The sequence below is a fragment of the Rhodoferax potami genome (assembly GCF_032193765.1).
In the GTDB taxonomy this organism is placed as follows: Bacteria; Pseudomonadota; Gammaproteobacteria; order Burkholderiales; family Burkholderiaceae_C; genus Allorhodoferax; species Allorhodoferax potami.
Genome location: NZ_JAVBIJ010000001.1, coordinates 2891622 through 2912759, shown reverse-complemented (window position 1 = coordinate 2912759; position 21138 = coordinate 2891622). Strand labels below are relative to the sequence as shown.

Sequence of the window (21138 nt, the reverse complement as noted above, 5' to 3'; positions counted from 1 at the left end):
ATGGCCTTTTGGAAAAAACTCACGGCCTATGTGGGCTGGAATTCCGTTCACGAGGCTGCTGGCTCAGGTCGCAGGTCTCGTGTCTGGAATCCTGGTGATCCGGGAGCTGTCTCGGCGATGCTGGCCACGGGCAACCAGCTGCGGGTCAAGTCTCGGGATCTGGTGCGCAGAAACGCCTGGGCGGCCAACGCGGTCGACAGCTTTGTCTCCAATGCCATCGGCACGGGGATCAAGCCGCAATCCTTGGTGGATGACCCCAAGTTCCGGGAGAAGGTTCATGCGCTGTGGTGGCAGTGGGTGGAGGAAGCAGACAGCAACAACCTCACCGATTTCTACGGCCTGCAGTCACTTGCTTGCAGGGCGATGGTCGAGGGCGGTGAATGCCTGATCCGCATCCGCAATCGACGGCAAGAGGATGGCCTGAGTGTGCCGATCCAGCTGCAGATTCTGGAGCCCGAGCACCTGCCTTTGAGCCTGAACACGATCAGTGCATCGGGCAACCCGATCCGCAGCGGCATCGAGTTTGATGCCCTTGGGCGTCGGGTTGCCTACCACCTGTACCGCGAGCATCCGGGTGACCCGAACTTGACGGTCAACGGCAACGATCTGGTGCCGGTCCCAGCTGAGGAGATCGTCCACCTTTTTCGCCCCCTGCGACCTGGACAGATTCGCGGCGAGCCCTGGCTGTCGCGGGCCTTGGTCAAGCTCAACGAGCTCGATCAGTACGACGACGCAGAGTTGGTGCGAAAGAAGACGGCTGCCATGTTCGCAGGCTTCATCACACGCCAGTCGCCTGAAGACCAATTGCTGGGCGAAGGCGAAGCGGATGAAATGGGCGTAGCCATGACGGGATTGGAGCCGGGTACCTTGCAAGTTCTGGAGCCTGGTGAGGACGTGAAGTTCTCCGATCCAGCAGATGTTGGTGGTTCCTATGCGGAGTTCCTGCGGGTGCAGTTTCGTGCAGTCGCGGTGGCCATGGGCATCACCTACGAACAGTTGACGGGCGATCTGTCGGGCGTGAACTACTCGTCGATCCGTGCCGGTCTGCTGGAGTTCCGTCGCCGATGTGAAGCCATCCAGCATGGCGTGATCGTGCATCAGATGTGTCGCCCGATCTGGCGTGCATGGATGGATGCGGCAGTGCTCAGTGGCGCACTGACTGCGCTGGGGTATGCCAAGAGCCGTCAGTCCGCCAGAGCATGGCAGGCGGCGAAATGGATACCGCAAGGCTGGCAGTGGGTGGACCCTGAGAAGGAGTTCAAAGCCCTGCAGCTGGCCATTCGATCCGGATTGATGAGCCGCTCTGAGGCTATTTCGTCCTTTGGCTACGACGCGGAAACGATCGACAAAGAGATCGCGGCGGACAACGCCAGGGCCGATTCGTTGGGGCTCGTTCTTGATACGGACCCCAGGCAAGTGGCTCGCAACGGTGCAACCAACTCGGCTGCTCCCTCGCTCCCTCCTGACTCACCAAGCGCGCCCTTGGTGGATCAGCAAACCTGAAACCAGAGGATTTATGAACCACATCTCGTCGATGCCACATCTGGCATCGCGAATCTTTGGCACGCCCCTGCTGATTCACCCCAGAAAACTGGATGTGATTCTCTCGGTGCTTGGCCCCCGTTTGGGAGTGGCCATGTCAGACGATTCGCAACAACTCATCAAGCACTTGGCTGCGCAGGCCCCGCCTGCCAGTCCAACCTCGTTGACATCGAACATCGCAGTCATCAGCGTGTCCGGGACATTGGTGCGGCGAGCGGCAGCAGTCGATGCAGCCTCAGGCCTGACCAGTTACGCAGCCATCAGCGCGCAGCTTGCGCAGGCCGTGCGTGACCCTGCGGTCAATGCGATCTTGCTGGACATCGATTCACCAGGCGGTGAGGCTGGTGGTGCGTTTGATCTGGCAGACCAGATCGTGGCGGCCCGTCAGATCAAGCCCATCTGGGCTGTTGCCAACGACGATGCGTTCTCGGCAGCGTATGCCATTGCCAGCGCAGCCACCCGGGTCTATGTCACCCGAACCGGTGGTGTGGGCTCTGTTGGCGTGATCGCACTGCATGTGGATCAGTCTCAGCGGGACGCTATGAGCGGGCTTCGCTACACGGCGGTGTATGCCGGGGATCGCAAGAACGACATGTCGCCCCATGCGCCTTTGTCCACCGATGCGGCGCAAGCCCTGCAGGCCGAAGTGGACCGGCTGTATGGCCTGTTCGTGTCGACGGTCGCAGTCAACCGAAACCTCTCAGCGCAAGACGTTCAAGACACCGAAGCCGGGCTGTATTTCGCACAAGACGCGATTGATGCCGGTCTGGCCGATGTGGTCGGGACGCTTGATGACGCACTCATCGCTCTGAGTGAAGAGCTCCAAATGAAAACGACATCCATCGCGCGAATTCAAGGTTCGGGCCGCGAGATGGGGATCTCCACGCCCGGGCCGTCCATGAAAAGGAGCGTTTGCATGCAAAACGATGCAACCCAAACTGCCGATGGGCAGACCAACCAAGAAGAGCAACACCAACCAGCCGACCAGACAGGTACTGGGCCTGCAAAAGATGGCGATGCCGCGCAAAGCACGGGTGATCAACCCGGCGCTCAGGTGCAAGCCAGTGCCGCAGCTCAAGGCCATGACATCAAGGCGGCCAGTGCACAGGTGCTGGCCATTGCCGAGATGTGTCTTCTGGCGGGCAAGTCCGAGATGACGGCGGCCCTGATCGAGCGTGGTGTCTCAGTTGACCAAGCACGCAAGGAGCTGTTGGCGGCCAAGGCCTCTGGCTCTCCCGAAATCTCCAGCCGCATCTTGCCCGAGGCAGGAACCCAAACCCAAGCCAAGCCCGAAGACAGCCCCGTCGTTCGTGCGGCGCAGCAGCGCGCTCAAAAGCAGCGTGACGCAGCGCTCGTCACCCACCGTTAATAGGAGAACCTGATGACTGCCATTACCAATGACCTCACCTTGGGCGACCTGCTCAAGTACGAAGAGGAAAACCTGTATTCCCGTGACCAGGTCACGGTGCTTTCTGGACAAAACCTCAAGCTCGGTGCCGTGATTGGCCGAGTCAGTGCGACCCAAAAGGTCAAAGCACTCGACCCTTCTGCAACAGACGGTTCCGAGGTCGCGGCTGGCGTGGTGCTGCAAAGCATCGATGCCAGTGCCGCAGAAAAAAACAACGGCCTGATTGTTTCGCGCCAGGCCATCGTGGCGGATCACGCGCTCATCTGGCCTTCTGCCATCACCACGGAAGAAAAAACCGCAGCCATCGCTCAGCTCGAAGCGATCGGCGTCCTCGTTCGCCAAGGAGTCTAAGCAATGAACAATCCTTTCCAGTCCCCCGCGTTTTCGATGACGGCGCTCACCGCTGCCATCAACATCCTGCCCAACCAGTTCGGCAAGCTCGATCAGATCAACCTGATGCCTGCTCGCCCTGTGCGCTTTCGCCAGATCGCTGTGGAAGAGCGCAACGGCGTTCTGAATTTGCTGCCCACGCTGCCCGTCGGTGCCCCTGGCACGGTGGGCAAGCGCGGTCGCCGCACTCTGCGCTCGTTCATCATCCCGCACATTCCGCACGACGATGTGGTGCTGCCCGAAGAGGTTCAAGGCCTTCGCGCCTTCGGCTCTGAAACCGACACCGAAACCATTGCGAACGTGATGGCCGAGCATCTGCAGTCGATGCGCAACAAGCACGCCATCACGCTGGAGCATTTGCGCATGGGCGCTCTCAAAGGCGTGATCCTCGATGCGGACGGCTCGGTCCTCTACAACCTCTTCGATGAGTTCGGCATTGAGCCCAAGGAGTTCAACTTCGCGCTCAACAACGAAAAAACGGACGTCAAAAAGAAGTGCCTGGATCTCAAGCGTTACCTTGAGCTCAACCTCAAGGGCGAGTACATGACCGGCGTTCGCGTGCTGGTCTCGCCGGAATTCTTTGACCTGCTGACGGCTCACCCCAATGTGGTCAAGGCGTATCAGTGGTATCAGGAGAGTCTGGCGCTGCGTGCAGACCAACGCACGGGCTTCACCTTCGCAGGCGTCACCTTCGAGGAGTACCTGGGTCAGGCGTCCGATGTTGATGGCAATGTGCGCAAGTTCATCGCCTCTGGCGAAGGCCATGCCTTCCCCGAAGGCACGGTGGACACTTTTGCCACGTACTTCGCACCGGCTGACTTCAATGAGACGGTCAATACGCTGGGCCAGCCCCTGTACGCCAAACAAGAGCCTCGTGAATTTGGTCGCGGCACGGATCTGCACACGCAGAGCAACCCGCTGCCGATGTGCCATCGCCCGGGTCTTTTGGTCAAGCTCCTGGCCAGCTGATGCCACGCGATCCGTTTGCACTGGGTGTCAAACGGCTGTTCGCAAGTTTGGGCTCCCCGGCGCAGTACAGCACTGTGGCCGGGGAGACCATCGAAATCAAGGTCATCAGCAAGGCACCGGATTCGGTACAGGAATTCGGCCAGTCACATCTGGCGGTGACCTCGTATCGGTTTGACTTGCAAGCGGCAGATGTCGCCCGGCCTCAAGAGGGCGATCGCCTGACGTGGCGGGGTGTCATCTACGTCATTCAAGGCGATGCGCTGGTCGACCGTGATCGTTTGATCTGGACGGTGAGCGCCTACCCCTTGCCTAACTATCCGGCGACGGCGAGGTGAGCATGAGCGTCAGATTGCTGGCCGCCCTGCAGGGCGACCTCTCCAAGATGATGGCGCAGGAGCTGAATTCCGCGCGGGTGGCGGTGACTACAGGCGTGCGAGAGGCGACGCAAGGGCTCAAGAGTGAATTGCGTTCGCAAATCGAAGGCTCTGGTCTGGGCTCGCGTCTGGCCAATACCTGGCGTGGGGAGGTGTACCCGAAGGGACGCCCCAGCTTGGGTTCGGCGGGGTTGGTGTACAGCCGAGCGCCTGTTGTCGTCGCGGCGCATGACCAAGGCGCGTTGATTCGCTCGAAGAATGGGTTCTGGCTCGCCATCCCGCTCCCTGCAGCAGGCACAGGGCCGCGAGGCAAACGCATGACGCCTGGTCTGTGGGAGCGCATGCGTGGTCAACGACTGCGCTTTGTGTATCGCTCAGGCAAACCGTCGCTCTTGGTGGCGGACAACTTTCGGGCCAAAACAGGCAAGCGCGGAGGCTTTGCTGCGGCATCGGCTTCTGCTCAGAAATCAGGACGGGGGCTGACCACAGTCCCCATTTTTTTGCTGGTACCGCAAGCCCAACTCAAGAAGAAATTCGACATCGCCAGTGCTGCCCAGCGGTGGCAAGACAGGCTGATGGTGTTGGTCACGCAGTCGTGGCCAGAAGAAAGTTCGGACACATGAAATGACCATGAAAACCAGCCAACGAGAAGCAGCGCTGGGGGCTTTGTTCACGCTGTTGGACGGATTGCCCCTGCAGCCCAATGCGATACGCAGGAATTCATCCCTGCCGGAGCGGCTCAGCGAGCACGCCATGGTGTTCCTGCGCGATGGGGACATGACCCAGGTCGATGTCACCTTGTCGCCTGTGACCTACCTGTGGGAACACGCGGCAAGCATCGAAATCTATGTCGCGCACCCCGAGGCATCTGCCAGGGACGCGCGCATGGATGAGTTGCTTCAGGCGTTGGGCACCCTGGTCTTGGTCGATCCGACCTTGTCTGGGCAGATCGACCACGCCGAAGTGATGCCGCCCAAATTTGAAGACGTCACCCCTGAAGGTTCTGTGGGCATCAAGGCCTGCACGCTGGACGTGGTGATGCATTACGCGAGCAGCCATCCCTTGGCCTGATGGCGCCACAAACCTTAACCACTTGGAGATTCATCATGGCTCGTGCTTATGGCGCGAACGCCAGCCTTTTGGCTGCGTTTAAACCCACCTACGGAAACACACCGACGGGAGACTTCGGGAAAATTCCCTTTGTCTCCACCACCCTGGGCTCGGAACAGGGCTTGATTGCCAACGATCTGATTGGCTTGGGTCGAGACCCGAGTGCGCCCATCCGGGACGTGATCAAAGTCGAGGGTGACATCGTCATTCCCATTGACCTGCGCAACATCGGCATGTGGATCAAAGCCCTGCTGGGCAACCCGGTGAGCGTTGGAGACACCGCGCACACCCACACTTTCGTGTCTGGCAATTCGGGGCTGCCGAGCCTGTCATTGGAGACAGGACTGCCCGATATCCCGGCGTACTTCCTGGCCTCTGGTGTGATGGCCAACTCGCTGCAGGTGAAGTTCGCACGCTCTGGCGCAGCGGATGCCACCTTGGGCCTGATTGCCCAAGGCGAAGTCAAGCGAACCGCCAGCGCAGACGCGACGCCCACGACCTTGCCGATCACTCGCTTTAATCAGTTCCAGGGTTCGATCAAAAAGAATGGCCAGGCCCTGGGCAACGTGGTCGCGGCGCAGTTGACTTATTCGAACAATCTGGCGCGCATCGAAACGATTCGCTCCGACGGAAAAATCGAAGGAGCCGACCCCACAGTGGCCAGCCTGACGGGCAATTTGGAGGTGCGGTTTGCGGATACGGAATTGATCGACGCCGCGACCAACAACACCCCGCTGGAGTTGACCTTCAGCTATGTCATTGACGCCACCAAGAGCCTGACCTTCATCGCGCATGAGGTCTATCTGCCCAAGCCCAAGCTCTCGATCTCTGGCCCCGGTGGCATTCAGGCCACCTTTGACTGGCAGGCTGCCAAGAACACCGCAGCCGGTCACATGCTGACCGTGCAACTCGTCAATGACGTGGTTGCGTACTGAACTTAAGAGGCAAACATGCTCAAACTCAATCTCAAACGTGAGCCTTATTGGCTCGACCTGGTCCAAGGCGTGCGCATCAAAGTCAAGCCTGCGACCACTGCGCTGGTCATGGCAGCTCGCCATGCAGCGGCCCTGATCGATGGCAAAGATCACACGGCAGCCGGAGAGCGCACGGCCACCCTCATCACCGAGTTGGCCAAGGCTGCCATCTTGGCTTGGGAGGGTGTGGGTGACGACAAAGGCAAAGCCGCAGCCGTCACGCCGGACGGCATTTCTGCGCTCATGGAGCTGTGGCCTGTGGCCGATGCCTTCGAGCGTGAATACCTGGCTGCACTCTATCTTTTGGATGCCGAAAAAAACGGCTGAAGGCCCGCACCGAATGGCACTTCGGTGGCGGGGCCACGTACTGCGGCGCGTGCGAGTCGACCTGTCCTGAGTGTCCGTACCAGGTGAATTCACCTCGGACCGAAGAGGGCTGGCAGGCACTCGCGGTGCTCGATGTCTGCTCATCCCAAGTGCGTGCAGTTCAAGGCGCAGTGCTGGGCATGGACTTCAACGCGTGGGTGTCTGCCAGCCAGGCATTGGATGCAGATCCCACTGCCATGACCCATTTATTCCCTGCCGTCGAGGCGGGCCTGACGCAAGCATTGAACAAACCATCTCCGGACAACCCACATGGCTGAACGTAACCTATCGATTCGACTGGCTGTCATTGACGGCGGCAAAGTCAAAGCCGAACTGGCAGACGTGGGCGAAGCCGGAGAGCGATCGCTCAAAAAAATCGAATCGGCCTCTCAACCTGCTTCTGCCGGTTTGAATCTGCTGTCCAAGGCGGCCAACGATGCCTTCGTGCGCATGGAAGATGCCACTTCCCGTCTAGGGATGCTGGGCAGTGTGCTCGGTCGTCTTGGCCCCGCCGGTTTGATCGTGGGGGCATCCGTTGCAGCGCTCGGCTATGGCATGCACCAGTTAGTCGTGCCTGTCGCTGAGGTGGGCGAAGAGCTCAACAAGCTCTCCCAAAAAACCGCCGTCTCGGTCGAAGCCTTGTCGGCGCTGCTGTATGCATCCGAGTTGTCGGACGTGAGTGCGGAGAGTCTGACCAAGGCGCTCAAATTCCTCTCGACCGCCATGTTCGACGCCAAGGTCAAGGGTGGCGAAGGCAGTGCTGCGCTCAAGGCTTTCGGTGTGTCGGCGCTGGATGCGCAAGGGCAGATTCGACCAACTGAGCAGGTGCTGCTGGACCTGGCAGAGAAATTCGCTGCCATGCCCGATAGCGCAGAAAAGGCGGCGCTCGCCGTCAAACTATTCGGCAAAAACGGGTTGGACATGATCCCCATGCTCAACCAGGGGCGCGATGGACTGACTGAGATGATGGAAGAGGCCAAGCGCCTCGGGTTGGTCATGTCTGCCGATGCAGCACGCGCTGCAGAGGAGTTCAACGACAACATGAAGCGCTTGCACGCGGTCAACGAAGGCGTGCAGCGCCAAATCGGATCCGCGTTGCTGCCGATCCTCGCTGACCTGACGGAGCAGATGTTCCTGGCCAAAACCGAGGCCGGTGGATTCACCAGCGAGTTGCAGGCCATCACGCACAACCGACAACAGGTCCTGTCATTCCTCGAGGAGGTCGCAACCGGGCTGGGTTTCATTGCCGAGTCGGCGGTGCTTGCCAAGCGCGTGATCAGCCAGCCGTTTGACAGTCTGCAGGTGGTCGCCAAGGACGTTGAGACCTGGATCAAGACCGACATGCTGCGCTCCATGAAGTCCATGGGCTATGACGAGACGCAGATCAATGCCGAAATCGCCAAGTTGCAAGCGGCGCGCGATCGGTTTGTCGAAGCGGCCAACGACCGCTTAACGCATCTGACGGACAACCCAGGGTACGTCAACAAAATCGAAAAGTTCTTCGATGAGCAACGCCGCACGGTGCGTGTCATGGGGCAAAAGTTTGTCTTGGAAACGGCAGAGCAAGCTGCGCAGGTTCAGAAGATCTATGACGAATTCTTGCTCAAGATGCCCCGCAAGCCACCCAGTGGTCTAGATCTGTCTGGCTTTGAGAAGAACAACGAAGGCTTGCAGTTCTTAAAGCAGTTGGAGCAGCGCGCGCTGCGTGTCACACAAGGCGAAGGCGCTGAGTTGCGCGCACGGGCCTTGGAGCTCGAGCGCAAGGGCTACGCAGGTGTTGTCAAGGAAGCGGAAAAGTACATCGACGCTATCGAGCGGATGGAAAAACAGAAGGAGGCCGACAAGAAGTTCGAGGAGTACGAGAAGGAGCTGCAAAAGGTCCATCAGATCACCGAGAACTACATCGGCAACAACCGCCTCAAGCAGGAAGAGTTGCAGTTAAAGCGCCAGCTTCTGGATGTGGGTGAGGTTGAGCGGGCCGCTTTGCAGACGCGCTTTGACATGGAAAAAGCCGCTGTCATGGCATTGCGTCAGGCTGAGCAAATCAACGATCCAGGACTCAAGGCCGAGGCCATCGCTGCGATCAACGACGCCTTGGCGCGGCAGTTGCCAATCGTGGAAGAACTCGCCCGTGCCAACGTGGAATACCAGCGCAGCTTTGACTATGGCCTTCGCAGTTCCCTGCGCACCTACATTGAGGACGCTACCAATGCGGCCAAGCAGGCTGAACGTGCCGTAACCGGTGCCTTCAAGGGCATGGAGGACGCGATGGTTCAGTTTGTGACGACCGGCAAGGTGGACTTCAACAACTTGGCCAACTCGATCATTGCGGACCTGGTGCGCATCCAGATCCAAAAAATGATCACCTTGCCTTTGGCCGGGTGGATGAGCGGACTGAACCTATTTGGTGGTTCAAGCGGCAATGGGTTGGGTGGTGCATTCCCAGCTGGAGCTACGGACCTGATGTCGGGCGGCACGATGGTGGCGCATACCGGTGGCTTGATTGGCAGCGATGTATTGGCCACACGCTCGGTCGGGCTGCAGCACTTCGATGGCGCGCAGCGGTTTCATACCGGTGGCTTGGTGGCGGGCGAGGTGCCCATCATCGCGCAGCCGGGTGAGGCGGTTTTCACGCCGGGCCAGTTGCGTGCCTTGGGCGGTGCATTGGCAAAAAACAATCCGTCGCCGGTCAAGGTGCTGGTGAATGTGACCAACCATGCCCCGGGCGTGGATGCGAGAGTTCAAACCACTCAGCAGCCCGACGGTAGCACTCGGCTGGATGTGATCGTCGAGCAGATCGAGGCGCGCATGAATCGTTCCATCAACCAGGGCGTGGGCATTGCCCCCACGCTTGAGCGTCGTTATGGGCTCAACCCAGCGGTAGGAGCTTTGCGATGAGTGATGTGACCTTGCCTGCTGAGATCCCTGTCTGGCCGGACACCTTGCCGCTGCCGCGCATCGAGGGCTATGGGTTGGCCCCGCAATCAAATGCGGTGCGAACGGACATCGATGCCGGGGCGGCTCGGATGCGCTTGCGCTCCACGAGCACGCTTTATCGGGTGCGTGCGGAGTGGCGTTTCTCGCAGGAGGCGTTTGCCGTTTTTGATGCCTGGTGGATGCATGTCCTCAACCAAGGCGTTCTCTGGTTTGCGATGCCCTTGGCGGGTGGCTTGGGTGTTCAGGCGGTGCAGTCCCGGTTCATTGCGCCGTGGGACACCGAGCTGTTGACCGGCAACCGATGGCAAGTCAAAGCGCAATTGGAAGTGCAGGAATTTCCACGGCTCACAGCCGATGAAACCCAAGTCGCTGCGGTGCTGGGGCCGGATGCCATTGCGCTGGGCGAGCGCCTGCACACCTGGCTCAACCAATCCATGGCGGCGGCTGATTACTGGTAGATCAATTAAAGGAACCCAATCATGACCCTCAAGACCCGGCTGGATGAAGCTGTGGGAACGATCGAGGGGGATGCCCAACTGCTCCATGAGATCGTCCACGGGGATGATCAGACGACCGTGACCACGGAAGGTGGCCAGGTCAAGAGCGTGGCCAACGTCATTCATGGGGTTCAAACCCAACTTGATGCGTCCCGCCAAGATCTGACCAATCAGGTGGCTACGGCCACCCAACAAGCAAGCAATGCTGCGCAATCGGCCAGCAGTGCAGCGACATCGGCCTCGACAGCCAGCACCAAGGCAACTGCGGCCAGTGATTCTGCAACCAGTGCGTCAAGTTCCGCGACTGCCGCAGCGACTTCGGCAACCACGGCCAGTACCAAGGCCAGCGATGCCAGCAGCAGTAAAACGGCAGCGGCCACTTCGGCGACCAATGCGGCCACCAGTGCCACCAATGCAGCGAGCTCGGCAACAGCGGCGGCAGCCTCGGCCACCACCGCGACGCAAAAGGCCAGCGATGCGGCCACCAGTGCCAGTTCGGCGGCGAGCTCCGCCTCCACGGCCAGCAGTAAGGCAACAGATGCACAGACCGCTTTGGCGTCGGCTCAGTCGCAGGCTTCGTTGGCGTCTGACTGGGCGCAAAAAACCGCTGCAACCGTTGACGGCACTGGGTATTCGGCGAAGTATTGGGCCGGTCAGGCAGCCAACTCGGCAGCAGTGGTGACCACCAATACGGTGATTCCGGCTGATGTGTTTGCAGGGGATGGCGTCAAGACGGATTTCACCCTCAGCCATCCCGTGGCCTATCCGGGTGCTGTGTTGGTGACGGTGGCTGGAGTTCCTCAAGCACCGATAGATTCGTACTCGGTCCCCGCAAGTACGACCCTGCGCTTTGTGTCCGCACCGGCAACAGGTGTGGGCATCAGTGTTCGGTATCTCGACAAGGAGGCTCAATCTGGCGCAGCGTCTGCACAGGAGTGGGCCACCAAAACCGGCGGTGTGGTCTCCGGCTCGACGGAATATTCGGCCAAGTACCACGCCCAGGCAGCTGCTGCGAGTGCCACTTCGGCATCGTCGTCTGCGACGGCGGCATCTGGAAGTGCGACATCGGCAGCAGGCTCCGCAACCACGGCCACGACCAAGGCTGCCGATGCAGGGACATCGGCCACCAATGCGGCAACTTCAGCCACCACAGCCAGCACCAAGGCCAGCGACGCTGCGACATCGGCGACCAATGCTGCCAACAGTGCCAGTGGTGCATCTGCCTCTGCAACAATAGCAACGGCTAAGGCCACCGATGCAAACAGCAGCGCAACAGCTGCAGCAAGTTCGGCCAGCAGTGCATCTGGCAGTGCCATTCTGGCGCAGGATTGGGCGACCAAAACGACAGCCCCCGTCAGCGGCAGCGACTATTCGGCCAAGTATTACGCCCAGTCGATCTCTGCTTCAGCATCAACCGCCACGCAAAAGGCAACGGATGCGGCGGCCAGTGCGACGGCTGCGGCTGGTTCAGCAAGTACCGCCTCGACCAAAGCCTCGGATGCCGCAACGTCGGCGACCAATGCAGCGACTTCTGCCAGTACCGCCAGTACGCAGGCGGCTGCAGCGGCAACCTCAGCTACGAATGCGGCGAGCTCCGCTACTGCAGCGGCAGGTTCGGCCACCACCGCAAGTGGCAAAGCGACGGACGCAGCCAACAGTGCCACAGCGGCAGCAACCTCGGCCAGCAACGCCAGCACGAGTGCCACCAATGCAGCAACTTCGGCCACGTCGGCAACTGGGTCAGCCACAACGGCAACGACCAAAGCTGGAGATGCAACGGCGAGTGCAACTGCTGCCGCTAATTCGGCGACTGCGGCGGCAGGCAGTGCCACAAGCGCAGCAGGGTCGTTGACGGCATCGCAGGTGCAAGCAGCACTGGCTTCTGATTGGGCGCAAAAAACCACCGGTACGGTCGACGGTAGTGGTTACTCAGCCAAATACTGGGCAGGGCAAGCGGCAGGATCGGCAGCGGCGGTGACGGCCAATACGGTCATCCCCGCCGATGTGTTCACCGGGGACGGCGTGAAGACGGATTTCACAATCAGTCGACCAGTTGGGTATCCCGGTGCATTGATGGTGACAGTTGCCGGGGTGCCTCAAGCGCCCTTGGACGCCTACACCACACCAGCCACGACGACGCTCAGATTCAGTTCGGCTCCGGCCAGTGGCGTCGTGATCAGCGTGCGCTACCTGGACAAAGAAGCGCAGTCTGGCGCAGCCGCAGCCGAGGAATGGGCGAACAAGACGTCGGGTCCTGTTTCAGGATCGACGGAGTATTCGGCCAAGTACTACGCACAGTCCATTGCCGCCAATGCAGCGACGGCCAGTCAGCAAGCAACCAGTGCCGCGAATTCGGCTGCGGCATCGGCTGGCAGTGCCACCGCATCGGCGAACTCTGCGACGGCTTCAGCAGCATCGGCCACACAGGCTCAGAGCTACATGAGCCAAGCGCAGGGGTATGCCGCTGCCGCGGGCGGCTCCAACGTCGCCCCACAGGTCTTTACTGGCAATGGTTCGGCGACGGACTTCAGTCTGAGCACTGCAGCGTCCAGCGTCCACAAATTGATCGTGACGGTCAATTACGTGGTGCAGGACTCGCTCGATGCCTACGTCCTGGTCAATTCCGGGGCGACTTTGCGATTCACATCAGCACCAGCCGCTAGCGCGCGGATTGTGGTGCGTTACATCTAACTAGGAGAAATCATGGCGATTACGCGCATCCCCAAGGCGGGGCTGGATGATGCCTTGCAGACTGAAATCAACGGCAAGTTGGACAAGGCCGGTGGGACCATGACCGGAACCCTCACCATGTCCAACGGGGCGCTCTTCAAAAGCAGCGTGACGAGTGACGATGCTCGCAACACGGGCTACAAAATGGGAGACGGCCAAGACATCGGAGAGATGGGGCGCTCGAGCCAGTACTACGACGATCGGGCCAGCAACTGCAATGGCTATCTGCCCAATGGTAATTGCGCAAGCAACGCCAACTGGGTTCCCCCCAATGTGAACTGGTGGACATGGGGCCTGGGGTTCAACTATTGCGCCAACAGCGGTCAGTACGACGGAGTCGGTGGAACGAGTTATGCCAACTACGCCGTCCCTTCCGTTGGTCTGAACTATGACGGCTACTACTTGGCGCAAGACGAAATCGGTGGCGCGGAGTACCACCGCTGGTACCGAGCCTGCAATTGCAACTGTAACTGCGGAAGCTACTCCAACTGCAACTGTGGCTCCACTGCCTTCAATTGCCGAACCAATTGCAATTGCAACTGCAATTGCAACTGCAGCACCGATTGCTGAGGGGTTGAAAGATGGCAAATTCAACTACCGTTGGCGGTCGCCTGTTTAATATTCCGTCTCCAGCCGAATCGTTCGGTGCTTTCCCTGTCAGTTACCGCGTCGAGCGGGACGTACAAGCTCAGACGATCACGGTGACGCCTTGGCGCATCAACCCGGAGACGAATGAGAAGGAATATGGCTCACGCCCCTTCGTGTTTGATCCGGCGGCCATCAAGCAGCACATTGACCTTGGCAAGCATTGGGGCATCCATACCAACTGGGCATTGGAGGCCCGCTTTGGCTGGGAGGACCTGGGGCATTTGCATTCCGTTTTCCCGCAGACGAATCTGCATAAAAACCCGTTCTTACTTGGGCGTCCCCTGCATCCACGCACGGTGTTGTTCTTCGTCCCCTTTGAGGACAGCCCGATCGAGGAGGTGGCGGTCCTGGTTTACGCGCCGCAAACCATGGCACCCGAAGGCTTTGCCGAGTTTCTCGAAGTTCGGTCGCGTGTGTCGCTCTACAACGCCGTGCTGCCCTCGCTGGAGTTGGACGTCCCGAATTCCTGTGCCGCAGGTGAAACTATCACTTGCACGGTCAGGCTCATTCAGCCCGTCTATGAAACTGAAGGCATGCCTGCAATCGAAACGCGCAGTGGTGTTCTGTACCTGGAGTGCGAGGCCGGTTTTCTTCCAAAGACCAAGGTGCCTATCGTTGGTGGTGTCGCAAGCTTCAAATGGATGGCTTTGGGACTGGAGTCACAGGACCAGGCGCTGATCAAGGTGGGCTTCAAGTATTTCAGCCACAAGATCGGTGCTGCTGTGGAGGTGGTTTGATGTGGGCGGTGCATGCGGACAGCATTCCAAGCCACATGACGGTTGCCACCTACCTGCGGCGCGCGACAGATTTCGAGGAAGCCATCAAGGCTGTTTCAAATCCGGAGCTTGAGCATCTCGTAGCGATCAGGGACGTGCCTGGTGTGACGGTGCCATCCAATCTGGACCATGCATTCGCCGCAGCATTTGATCGTTTCGATTCGCTGATCTGGGAGTCCCAAGTCAGTGCAGCCAGTCCGGGCCTGTTTCGCAACCTGTCGTTGGCCCACACGGGGCATCCCGTTGAGGCGATGGACCCTTATTTGTGCCAGGACCCATGTCGGTACAGCGGTGCCGACCATTTGGCGTTTACGCATCGCTCGGAGGCGGGGCGATACCTGGCCATCGGGACGATGCTCGATCAGTTCACCCTGACCATTGGGTCGGGGCGGCTGACAGTGTTGGTCCCGCCCAATCCTCGGGGTGTTCCTCTGGTGCATCCACACCGAGACACCTCGATTTTTGAGGAGCTCAGGTTGGACATTTGCCTAGCTGTGTCACCGGGTGTGGTTCTGTCTATTGATGGGCAGGATAACCTGAGCTTCAACCCGGGTGAGTGCCTGTGGATGAACTGTTCGGGCTACGAGCACACCTTGGTCAATCGGCATTCTTGGTTGGGAAGTCGTTGCAGCGTGCATTTCAGCGTCTGGCCATGGATCGAGTTCGACCATCCAACAAGGACGTATAGACCGAACCGCTTTTACGGCTGCAAGCACCCGATTCAGATGATTTTTGATGGAGATTTGACCCGATGACGCCAAGCAATTCATGTCAGCTGCTGAGCCTCTGGCCCAGTCATGTGCTGATCGATCAACTCTCAGAGTTGGATGACGTGCGGGAGACTCTGGCGCAGGAGGCTGCAACCTTCTACGAGCGCCACACCCAAACGTCAGCCAAGATGGCGCATCGAGCCGACACCGTGTCCATGATGCGTGAGCAACCCAGCCAGACGCTGTTGCGTTTGCTGGACGCCATCGAACTGAGGGTGGCCGCCTATGTGCGGCAAGCGTACCCATCGCTCGATCCTTGCGAGTTGTCCATCACCTACAACACGTTCGTGAATCGCCAGCGTGGACTGGGCAAGTGGGCCATCCCGCACCGGCATGTTGGCAATCAACTGGTGGCCACCTATTACCCCCGAGTCCATCTCGGGGCCAACGAAGGGCGAGATGCCGTTGGCTTGCCCGGGGCACTGTGTTTTCACGATCCCAGACCGGTGCAGGCCAACTGGATGCTCCGACATGAAAACAAGCTCTTCGCACAAACGCCCCTCCAAGGGGCGTTGTTCATTTTTCCGGGCTATCTGGAGCACTCCACGTTTCCGCTGTTCGACCCGCAGAGCGACAAGGTCGCCATCGTCACCAATGTGCGCTTCACGCACCGTGATGACCGGGGTGGTGACCAGACCTGGTCAGCCGAACAAATCCGTGCGCACGCCAAAGCCCAGATCCAGTACCCGCACCCAAACAATCCCATGGAGCCCATTCAATGAGTCTCGATCTTTCAGTCCGTCAGGGCTATGCCGTCGAAGTGGTCCAGGTCGATGAATCGAACCTGGTGATGACCGTCCTGGTCGCCAATCCCGACGGCAAGGCTTCTGGCCGTCACATCTTCAACCTCAAGACGCTACCCGGTGCCGATTTGGCCAAGGTGTGTCGCGAGGCCTATCCCATCGCGTTTGAGGACCTCATTCCATGAAATTCACCCTCACCCTCAATGGCCAGCATGGCTTTGTGCGACAGGCGCTCTACGACCCGGAGGATTCCAGTTTGGTCTGGGCTGACAACGAAGAGCGTTTGCCGCTGCCGCAGGCATTTCCAAAGCAAGAGGACATGCAGTGGCCACCGTTTTGGCATCTGCATCACCCCAGCAACCCGGCTGGCAAATCCAAAGCCATCAGGCACCTCAAGCTGCAATTGGGGCTCAAGTGCAACTACGCCTGCCAGTATTGCTCTCAGGCGCACCAGCCTCATGACATTGATGGACACCCGGACGACGTCGCCCCATTCATGCAGCAACTCGAAGGCTGGTTTGCTGGTGGCGACGATGGCCAGGGTGCTGGCGTCAAGATTGAATTTTGGGGCGGTGAGCCCTTTGTGTATTGGAAGCTCCTCAAACCGCTGGGCGAAGCGGTCAAGGCGCGCTACCCGAATGCGCAGTTGTCCATCGTCACCAATGGCTCCCTCTTTGATGACGAAAAGCTCGCCTGGGTCGAGGCGCTCGATGTGGGCATCGGTCTGTCGCATGACGGTCCTGCACAGTCTTACCGTGGTCCTGATCCACTAAACGACCTCGAGGGCCTGGCCCAGATTAAACGCTGGGTGTCTCGGCGCATGTCGATTGACCGCATGAGTTTCAACACGGTCTTGCATCGTCACAACCAATCGCTCAAGGCGGTGCGCCTGTACTTTGCTGAAAAGCTGGATCTTCCCGTGCAGGCCGTGGTGCTTGCGACTGAGGAAGTTATGCTTCCCTACGACCAGAGCGGACTGTCATTGGCGCTCCATGGGAATGATCACGCCCGCTATTTGCACCAGATGTTCTGGGAGCTGGTCACGGGCTCAGGGATGGCCGTTGGAACCATGCGCGACAAAGTGGATGAATTCATGCGCTCCCAAGCGCAGTCACGTCCATTGGCAGCATTGGGTCAAAAGTGCGGAATGGATCGCGATGACTCGATCGCAGTGGACATGAAAGGCAATGTGATGACTTGCCAGAACATGAGTGCCTCCACGAACCACAAGATCGGTCACGTCGATCAGTTTGAAGACATCAGCCTCAATACGGCTTACCACTTCAGCACGCGAAGTGAATGTCCGCGTTGCCCCGTGGCGCAGCTTTGCAAAGGCGCATGCCTGTTCCTGGAGGATGGTTACTGGGAGGCAGCGTGCGACAACTCTTTTAGTCACAACCTGGCTGTTCTGGCGGCGGCACTCTACTACCAGACACAGGGATTGATCCTCACGCGCATAGAAGGTGACGCCATCCGCCGTGACGCTGTCACTGTGATGGATGTCATTCATCTCGGCTTTGTGGAAAGCCATGGTGACATGAGCACGGTTGCACCGTCAGAGCGATCCATCAAACCATTTCCTGTTCGGGTGACGCATGCCTGATGCAGCACTTTCTGAGGCACTTCGGGAAGCCTATGCAAGCGCTCCGAGCAATGTGGTCATCCTGCATACCCTGGAGATCCGGCACCAGGACTTCAGAGATGAAGCAGGCAACACGACGGCGATCCGTGTGGTGCGTGATCAGCAAGACTTGCTGGCAAGGCTTGAGGCGTCAGCGCCAATCAATGCGGGGCAGCAGGTCCAGTTCGTGGCCATGGGCTTTGAGCTGGATTTGCCACCGGTGGATATCGCGCCGGTTCCCGAAATTGCGATCACCCTGGACAACGTCACCAGGGAGATCGTGAAGCACTTGGACGAGGCATCGGTTTCGGAGTCACCCATTGAGGTGACCTATCGCCCGTACCTCTCCAACGATTTGAGTGGTCCGCAGATGGATCCACCGATCACGCTCATCATCACCGAAGTGGAGGCTGACGTGCAGCGGGTCACGGCCAAGGCGAGGATGGCGGACATTGGCAACAAGACCTTTCCGTCACGCCTGTACACCGCAACCGAGTTTCCAGGGTTAGCCCGATGACAGATGAAGATTCACCGAGTTGGGCGATCCAGTACATCGGTCGCCCGTGGATTGCAGGAGAGAGAGGCCCCGAGTCATTTGACTGCTGGGGCCTTTTTCTTTGGGTCCAGAAGACCCACTTCGGTCGTGACTTGCCGGTGATCCCGGTGGACGCGCTGAATCTGCGAACGGTCCTTCATACGTTCAAAAACCACCCGGAAAGAAAGCGTTGGGCGGCGGTCGATTTGCCCAAGCAGGGCGATGCGGTGTTGATGCGTCAGTCACGACACCCCGTGCATGTTGGCGTTTGGGTTGATGCGGACGGCGGTGGAGTGTTGCACTGCGCCCAACAGATCGGGGTGGTGTTTCAGCAATTGAGCTCTCTGGCCAGTCACGGCTGGCAGGTGGAGGGGTATTACCGATGGAAGGAATTGCCATGACAAGCGCTTGCATGTCAGGCCTGCCCAGTCCTGGACTGGTTATCTGGATGCGAAATCCATTCGAGCCCAGTGACCGGCAGGTGAGCCATGTGTTTGGCTCGCCCACGATCGCACAGTGGATGAATCGTGATGGCATTGAGTTCGAGCAGCCTACCCTGATCCTGAAAAATGGTCAGCCGGTGCTGATGGCGCACAGGGCAGTGACACCGATCGATGCGGGTGATGTTGTGGCGTTGGTCACTCTGCCGCAAGGAGGTGGAGGTGGCGGCAAGAACCCGCTGCGAACCGTGCTCATGATCGCCGTTCTGGTCGTCGCCAATGCATATGGCGGCGCACTGGCTGCCTCAATGGGGTATTCGGGAACTCTGGCCACAGCAGTGGCATCCACTGCGATCGCAGTCACGGGCTCGGTGCTCGTGAATGCGCTGGTGCCATTGCCCAATCAGTCTTTGCCCTCGGCATCGGCTAACACGACATCCCCCAGCCCGACCTACTCCTTGCAGGCGCGCGGCAACTATGGACGTCTGTCGCAACCAGTCCCCGTGATTTATGGCCATCATTTGGTGTACCCGGATCTGGCCACCATGCCCTATACCGAGTACGAAAACAACGAGGAATATCTGCATCAGTTGCACGTCATTGGCGTGGGTCAGTTTCAGTTTGAGGAGCTGTCGATTGATGACAGCCCGATCAGCTCGTTTGCCGAGGTGCAGGCGCAGGTTATTGAGCCTGGCGGACAGAACACCTTGTTCAACCCCGATGTGGTCACGGCCCCAGAGGTGTCCGGTCAGGAATTGATTGCTGTCAGCGACTCCGGTGCCATCGTTGGTCCCTTCGCCCTGAATCCCGTGGGTACACAGATCAATCAGATCGGTGTCGATGTAGTGATGCTGCGCGGACTGTATTACGCCAATGACAGCGGTGCATTGGAGAGCCGGTCGGTGCAATGGCGCGTAGAAGTGCGAAGCATTAATGACGATGGCGATGCCACCTCAGGCTGGCTCCATGTGGCTGACGAAACCTACTCAGCCGCCACGAATACCGCGCAACGCTTGTCGTTCAAGTATTCGGTGTCGCCTGGGCGTTATGAGATTCGCCTGCAGCGCCTGGATGCGCGGGACACCAGCAACCGAGCTGGTCACGAGCTGCGTTGGGGTCAGGCCAAGGGCTATTTGGCGGGATCGAGTCTGCCCACGGACCTGACCTACTTGGCACTCAGGATGCGCGCGACCGACAACTTGTCGCAGCGCTCATCCCGACTGGTCAACTGTCTGGTGACGCGCAAGCTCTCCATCTGGAATCCGAACACTGGATGGTCTGCACTGCAACCCACTCGCTCGATTGCGTGGGCCTTCGCGGACGCGGTCAAGTCCAGCTATGGCGCAGGATTGCCAGACCGGCAATTGGACCTGGCGGCCTTGGCACGGTTGGATGCGGTGTGGTCGGCACGTGGGGATACCTTCAATGCCGTGTTCGATCAAAACCAGACGGTGTGGGACGCCTTGGGGCAGATTGCCCGGACGGGGCGTGCTGTGCCGTTCTTGCAGGGCGGGATTGTTCGCATCGTTCGTGATGAACCCAAGACCATCCCGGTGGCGCTTTTTTCTGCACGAAACATCGTGCGCAACAGCTTGAAGATTCAGTACCTGATGCCAGGCGATGCCACGGCGGATGCGGTCACGATCGAATACGTCAATCCCAAGAGCTGGAAGCCTGACGAGTTCACGGTAGCCTTGCCCGGATCGCAAGCAGCCAAGCCTGCGCGTGTGAGGTTATTTGGCTGCACCGATAAGGCGCAAGGCGTTCGTGAGGGGAAATACATCGCAGCGGCCAATCGGTATCGCCGAAGAATCGTCACCTTTCGCACTGAGCTGGAAGGTTTGATCCCGACCTATGGGGATCTGATTGCCCTGAGCCATGACATTCCCCGTTGGGGTGTGAGTGGTGAGGTCTTGAGCTGGGACAGCCAGTCGAGAACAGTGCGGTGCTCTGAGCCGCTGGGTTGGCAGTCAGGAGCCGTTCACTATCTCGTTCTACGAAAGCCAGATGGCTCGGTCTCCGATGCCATCGAGGTCACGCCGGGCGCAACTGCCACCCACGCCGTCCTGAAAACTCTGCCTGGCTTTGAGCCACAGGTCGGTGCTGACCGAGAGCGAACGCACTTTGCTTTTGGTGTGGGCCAGTCCTGGTCCCAGCTGGCGCGCGTCATGAGCGTCAAGCCCAGGGCTGAGCAAGTCGAGCTGACTTGCGTGGCCGAGAACGCGTTGGTGCATACCGCTGATCAATCCTGATCTGAACCTGATTTTTGTAACTACCCGCCGAGGAGCAATCCCGGCGGGTTTCTTTT

The 21138-nt window shown here is 59.3% G+C and carries 25 protein-coding genes; 22 read left to right on the top strand and 3 right to left on the bottom strand.

Going from position 1 to position 21138, the window contains the following annotated elements:
- From RAE21_RS13965 to RAE21_RS13910, 12 genes are all read left to right on the top strand, one after another.
- Window positions 1–1503 (top strand): phage portal protein, encoded by a 1503-nt coding sequence (locus RAE21_RS13965; protein WP_108401944.1) that lies wholly within the window; start codon window positions 1–3, stop codon window positions 1501–1503.
- 13 nt (window positions 1504–1516) lie between these two features.
- Window positions 1517–2911 (top strand): S49 family peptidase, encoded by a 1395-nt coding sequence (locus RAE21_RS13960; protein WP_313881894.1) that lies wholly within the window; start codon window positions 1517–1519, stop codon window positions 2909–2911.
- A 12-nt stretch (window positions 2912–2923) separates the two neighbouring features.
- Window positions 2924–3301, top strand: coding sequence for a head decoration protein (locus RAE21_RS13955; protein WP_313881892.1), 378 nt, complete (start codon window positions 2924–2926; stop codon window positions 3299–3301).
- 3 nt (window positions 3302–3304) lie between these two features.
- On the top strand, window positions 3305–4309 hold the full coding sequence (locus RAE21_RS13950) for a major capsid protein (protein WP_108401942.1): 1005 nt from the start codon (window positions 3305–3307) through the stop codon (window positions 4307–4309).
- Window positions 4309–4644, top strand: a complete 336-nt coding sequence (locus RAE21_RS13945; RefSeq protein WP_313881889.1) for a head-tail joining protein — start codon at window positions 4309–4311, stop codon at window positions 4642–4644. The genes RAE21_RS13950 and RAE21_RS13945 overlap by 1 nt, the downstream gene beginning before the upstream one ends.
- Window positions 4645–4646: 2 nt before the next feature.
- Complete coding sequence (locus RAE21_RS13940; protein WP_313881888.1) at window positions 4647–5306, top strand: DUF6441 family protein; 660 nt, start codon at window positions 4647–4649, stop codon at window positions 5304–5306.
- 7 nt (window positions 5307–5313) lie between these two features.
- Window positions 5314–5754, top strand: coding sequence for a hypothetical protein (locus RAE21_RS13935; RefSeq protein WP_313881887.1), 441 nt, complete (start codon window positions 5314–5316; stop codon window positions 5752–5754).
- 35 nt (window positions 5755–5789) lie between these two features.
- On the top strand, window positions 5790–6728 hold the full coding sequence (locus RAE21_RS13930) for a phage tail tube protein (RefSeq protein WP_313881886.1): 939 nt from the start codon (window positions 5790–5792) through the stop codon (window positions 6726–6728).
- Between the two features lie 15 nt (window positions 6729–6743).
- Window positions 6744–7094: a hypothetical protein gene (locus RAE21_RS13925; RefSeq protein ID WP_313881885.1), complete on the top strand. Its 351-nt coding sequence runs from the start codon at window positions 6744–6746 to the stop codon at window positions 7092–7094.
- Between the two features lie 83 nt (window positions 7095–7177).
- The gene (locus tag RAE21_RS13920; RefSeq protein WP_313881884.1) at window positions 7178–7411 is read left to right on the top strand and encodes a DUF7697 family protein; all 234 of its coding nucleotides are present in this window, start codon (window positions 7178–7180) and stop codon (window positions 7409–7411) included.
- The gene (locus RAE21_RS13915; RefSeq protein ID WP_313881883.1) at window positions 7404–10031 is read left to right on the top strand and encodes a phage tail tape measure C-terminal domain-containing protein; all 2628 of its coding nucleotides are present in this window, start codon (window positions 7404–7406) and stop codon (window positions 10029–10031) included. Before RAE21_RS13920 ends, RAE21_RS13915 begins: the two co-directional genes overlap by 8 nt.
- On the top strand, window positions 10028–10528 hold the full coding sequence (locus RAE21_RS13910; RefSeq protein ID WP_313881882.1) for a hypothetical protein: 501 nt from the start codon (window positions 10028–10030) through the stop codon (window positions 10526–10528). Before RAE21_RS13915 ends, RAE21_RS13910 begins: the two co-directional genes overlap by 4 nt.
- Window positions 10529–10737: 209 nt before the next feature.
- Here the strand turns inward: RAE21_RS13910 and RAE21_RS13905 are convergent, their stop codons facing one another.
- The 3 genes from RAE21_RS13905 to RAE21_RS13895 form a co-directional block, all read right to left on the bottom strand.
- Window positions 10738–11085 carry a hypothetical protein gene (locus tag RAE21_RS13905; protein ID WP_313881881.1) on the bottom strand — a complete coding sequence of 116 codons (348 nt, stop codon included), beginning with the start codon at window positions 11083–11085 and terminating at the stop codon, window positions 10738–10740.
- Window positions 11086–11475: 390 nt separating this feature from the next.
- A complete protein-coding gene (locus tag RAE21_RS13900) occupies window positions 11476–11883 on the bottom strand; it encodes a hypothetical protein (RefSeq protein WP_108401933.1) in 408 nt (135 codons plus the stop codon).
- Window positions 11884–11949: 66 nt separating this feature from the next.
- Window positions 11950–12399: a hypothetical protein gene (locus RAE21_RS13895; RefSeq protein WP_313881878.1), complete on the bottom strand. Its 450-nt coding sequence runs from the start codon at window positions 12397–12399 to the stop codon at window positions 11950–11952.
- Window positions 12400–12415: 16 nt separating this feature from the next.
- On the opposite strand from RAE21_RS13895, the gene RAE21_RS13890 reads away from it, so the two are divergent.
- The 10 genes from RAE21_RS13890 to RAE21_RS13845 are packed head-to-tail and all read left to right on the top strand — an operon-like array spanning window position 12416 to window position 21082.
- Window positions 12416–13258 carry a hypothetical protein gene (locus tag RAE21_RS13890; protein WP_313881877.1) on the top strand — a complete coding sequence of 281 codons (843 nt, stop codon included), beginning with the start codon at window positions 12416–12418 and terminating at the stop codon, window positions 13256–13258.
- 12 nt (window positions 13259–13270) lie between these two features.
- Window positions 13271–13867 (top strand): hypothetical protein, encoded by a 597-nt coding sequence (locus RAE21_RS13885; protein ID WP_313881876.1) that lies wholly within the window; start codon window positions 13271–13273, stop codon window positions 13865–13867.
- A gap of 11 nt (window positions 13868–13878) precedes the next feature.
- The gene (locus tag RAE21_RS13880) at window positions 13879–14682 is read left to right on the top strand and encodes a hypothetical protein (RefSeq protein WP_313881875.1); all 804 of its coding nucleotides are present in this window, start codon (window positions 13879–13881) and stop codon (window positions 14680–14682) included.
- Window positions 14683–14717: 35 nt separating this feature from the next.
- Window positions 14718–15476 carry a hypothetical protein gene (locus RAE21_RS13875; protein ID WP_313881874.1) on the top strand — a complete coding sequence of 253 codons (759 nt, stop codon included), beginning with the start codon at window positions 14718–14720 and terminating at the stop codon, window positions 15474–15476.
- Window positions 15473–16213 (top strand): 2OG-Fe(II) oxygenase family protein, encoded by a 741-nt coding sequence (locus RAE21_RS13870; protein WP_313881873.1) that lies wholly within the window; start codon window positions 15473–15475, stop codon window positions 16211–16213. Before RAE21_RS13875 ends, RAE21_RS13870 begins: the two co-directional genes overlap by 4 nt.
- The gene (locus tag RAE21_RS13865) at window positions 16210–16419 is read left to right on the top strand and encodes a hypothetical protein (protein WP_313881872.1); all 210 of its coding nucleotides are present in this window, start codon (window positions 16210–16212) and stop codon (window positions 16417–16419) included. The genes RAE21_RS13870 and RAE21_RS13865 overlap by 4 nt, the downstream gene beginning before the upstream one ends.
- Window positions 16416–17837: a radical SAM/SPASM domain-containing protein gene (locus tag RAE21_RS13860; protein WP_313881871.1), complete on the top strand. Its 1422-nt coding sequence runs from the start codon at window positions 16416–16418 to the stop codon at window positions 17835–17837. The genes RAE21_RS13865 and RAE21_RS13860 overlap by 4 nt, the downstream gene beginning before the upstream one ends.
- Window positions 17830–18372: a DUF1833 family protein gene (locus RAE21_RS13855; protein ID WP_313881870.1), complete on the top strand. Its 543-nt coding sequence runs from the start codon at window positions 17830–17832 to the stop codon at window positions 18370–18372. Before RAE21_RS13860 ends, RAE21_RS13855 begins: the two co-directional genes overlap by 8 nt.
- On the top strand, window positions 18369–18791 hold the full coding sequence (locus RAE21_RS13850; RefSeq protein WP_313881869.1) for an NlpC/P60 family protein: 423 nt from the start codon (window positions 18369–18371) through the stop codon (window positions 18789–18791). Before RAE21_RS13855 ends, RAE21_RS13850 begins: the two co-directional genes overlap by 4 nt.
- The gene (locus tag RAE21_RS13845; protein ID WP_313881868.1) at window positions 18788–21082 is read left to right on the top strand and encodes a host specificity factor TipJ family phage tail protein; all 2295 of its coding nucleotides are present in this window, start codon (window positions 18788–18790) and stop codon (window positions 21080–21082) included. Before RAE21_RS13850 ends, RAE21_RS13845 begins: the two co-directional genes overlap by 4 nt.
- Window positions 21083–21138: the final 56 nt, after the last annotated feature.

Coding starts and splice junctions, on each gene's coding strand:
- RAE21_RS13855 (WP_313881870.1), top strand. CDS start 17,830: ATGCCTGATGCAGCACTTTCTGAGGCACTTCGGGAAGCCTATGCAAGC.
- RAE21_RS13935 (WP_313881887.1), top strand. CDS start 5,314: ATGAAAACCAGCCAACGAGAAGCAGCGCTGGGGGCTTTGTTCACGCTG.
- RAE21_RS13845 (WP_313881868.1), top strand. CDS start 18,788: ATGACAAGCGCTTGCATGTCAGGCCTGCCCAGTCCTGGACTGGTTATC.
- RAE21_RS13955 (WP_313881892.1), top strand. CDS start 2,924: ATGACTGCCATTACCAATGACCTCACCTTGGGCGACCTGCTCAAGTAC.
- RAE21_RS13950 (WP_108401942.1), top strand. CDS start 3,305: ATGAACAATCCTTTCCAGTCCCCCGCGTTTTCGATGACGGCGCTCACC.
- RAE21_RS13900 (WP_108401933.1), bottom strand. CDS start 11,883: ATGGCACTGCCAGATGCACTGCTGGCCGAACTTGCTGCAGCTGTTGCG.
- RAE21_RS13885 (WP_313881876.1), top strand. CDS start 13,271: ATGGCGATTACGCGCATCCCCAAGGCGGGGCTGGATGATGCCTTGCAG.
- RAE21_RS13960 (WP_313881894.1), top strand. CDS start 1,517: ATGAACCACATCTCGTCGATGCCACATCTGGCATCGCGAATCTTTGGC.
- RAE21_RS13945 (WP_313881889.1), top strand. CDS start 4,309: ATGCCACGCGATCCGTTTGCACTGGGTGTCAAACGGCTGTTCGCAAGT.
- RAE21_RS13940 (WP_313881888.1), top strand. CDS start 4,647: ATGAGCGTCAGATTGCTGGCCGCCCTGCAGGGCGACCTCTCCAAGATG.
- RAE21_RS13915 (WP_313881883.1), top strand. CDS start 7,404: ATGGCTGAACGTAACCTATCGATTCGACTGGCTGTCATTGACGGCGGC.
- RAE21_RS13910 (WP_313881882.1), top strand. CDS start 10,028: ATGAGTGATGTGACCTTGCCTGCTGAGATCCCTGTCTGGCCGGACACC.
- RAE21_RS13930 (WP_313881886.1), top strand. CDS start 5,790: ATGGCTCGTGCTTATGGCGCGAACGCCAGCCTTTTGGCTGCGTTTAAA.
- RAE21_RS13870 (WP_313881873.1), top strand. CDS start 15,473: ATGACGCCAAGCAATTCATGTCAGCTGCTGAGCCTCTGGCCCAGTCAT.
- RAE21_RS13860 (WP_313881871.1), top strand. CDS start 16,416: ATGAAATTCACCCTCACCCTCAATGGCCAGCATGGCTTTGTGCGACAG.
- RAE21_RS13880 (WP_313881875.1), top strand. CDS start 13,879: ATGGCAAATTCAACTACCGTTGGCGGTCGCCTGTTTAATATTCCGTCT.
- RAE21_RS13850 (WP_313881869.1), top strand. CDS start 18,369: ATGACAGATGAAGATTCACCGAGTTGGGCGATCCAGTACATCGGTCGC.
- RAE21_RS13965 (WP_108401944.1), top strand. CDS start 1: ATGGCCTTTTGGAAAAAACTCACGGCCTATGTGGGCTGGAATTCCGTT.
- RAE21_RS13865 (WP_313881872.1), top strand. CDS start 16,210: ATGAGTCTCGATCTTTCAGTCCGTCAGGGCTATGCCGTCGAAGTGGTC.
- RAE21_RS13925 (WP_313881885.1), top strand. CDS start 6,744: ATGCTCAAACTCAATCTCAAACGTGAGCCTTATTGGCTCGACCTGGTC.
- RAE21_RS13875 (WP_313881874.1), top strand. CDS start 14,718: ATGACGGTTGCCACCTACCTGCGGCGCGCGACAGATTTCGAGGAAGCC.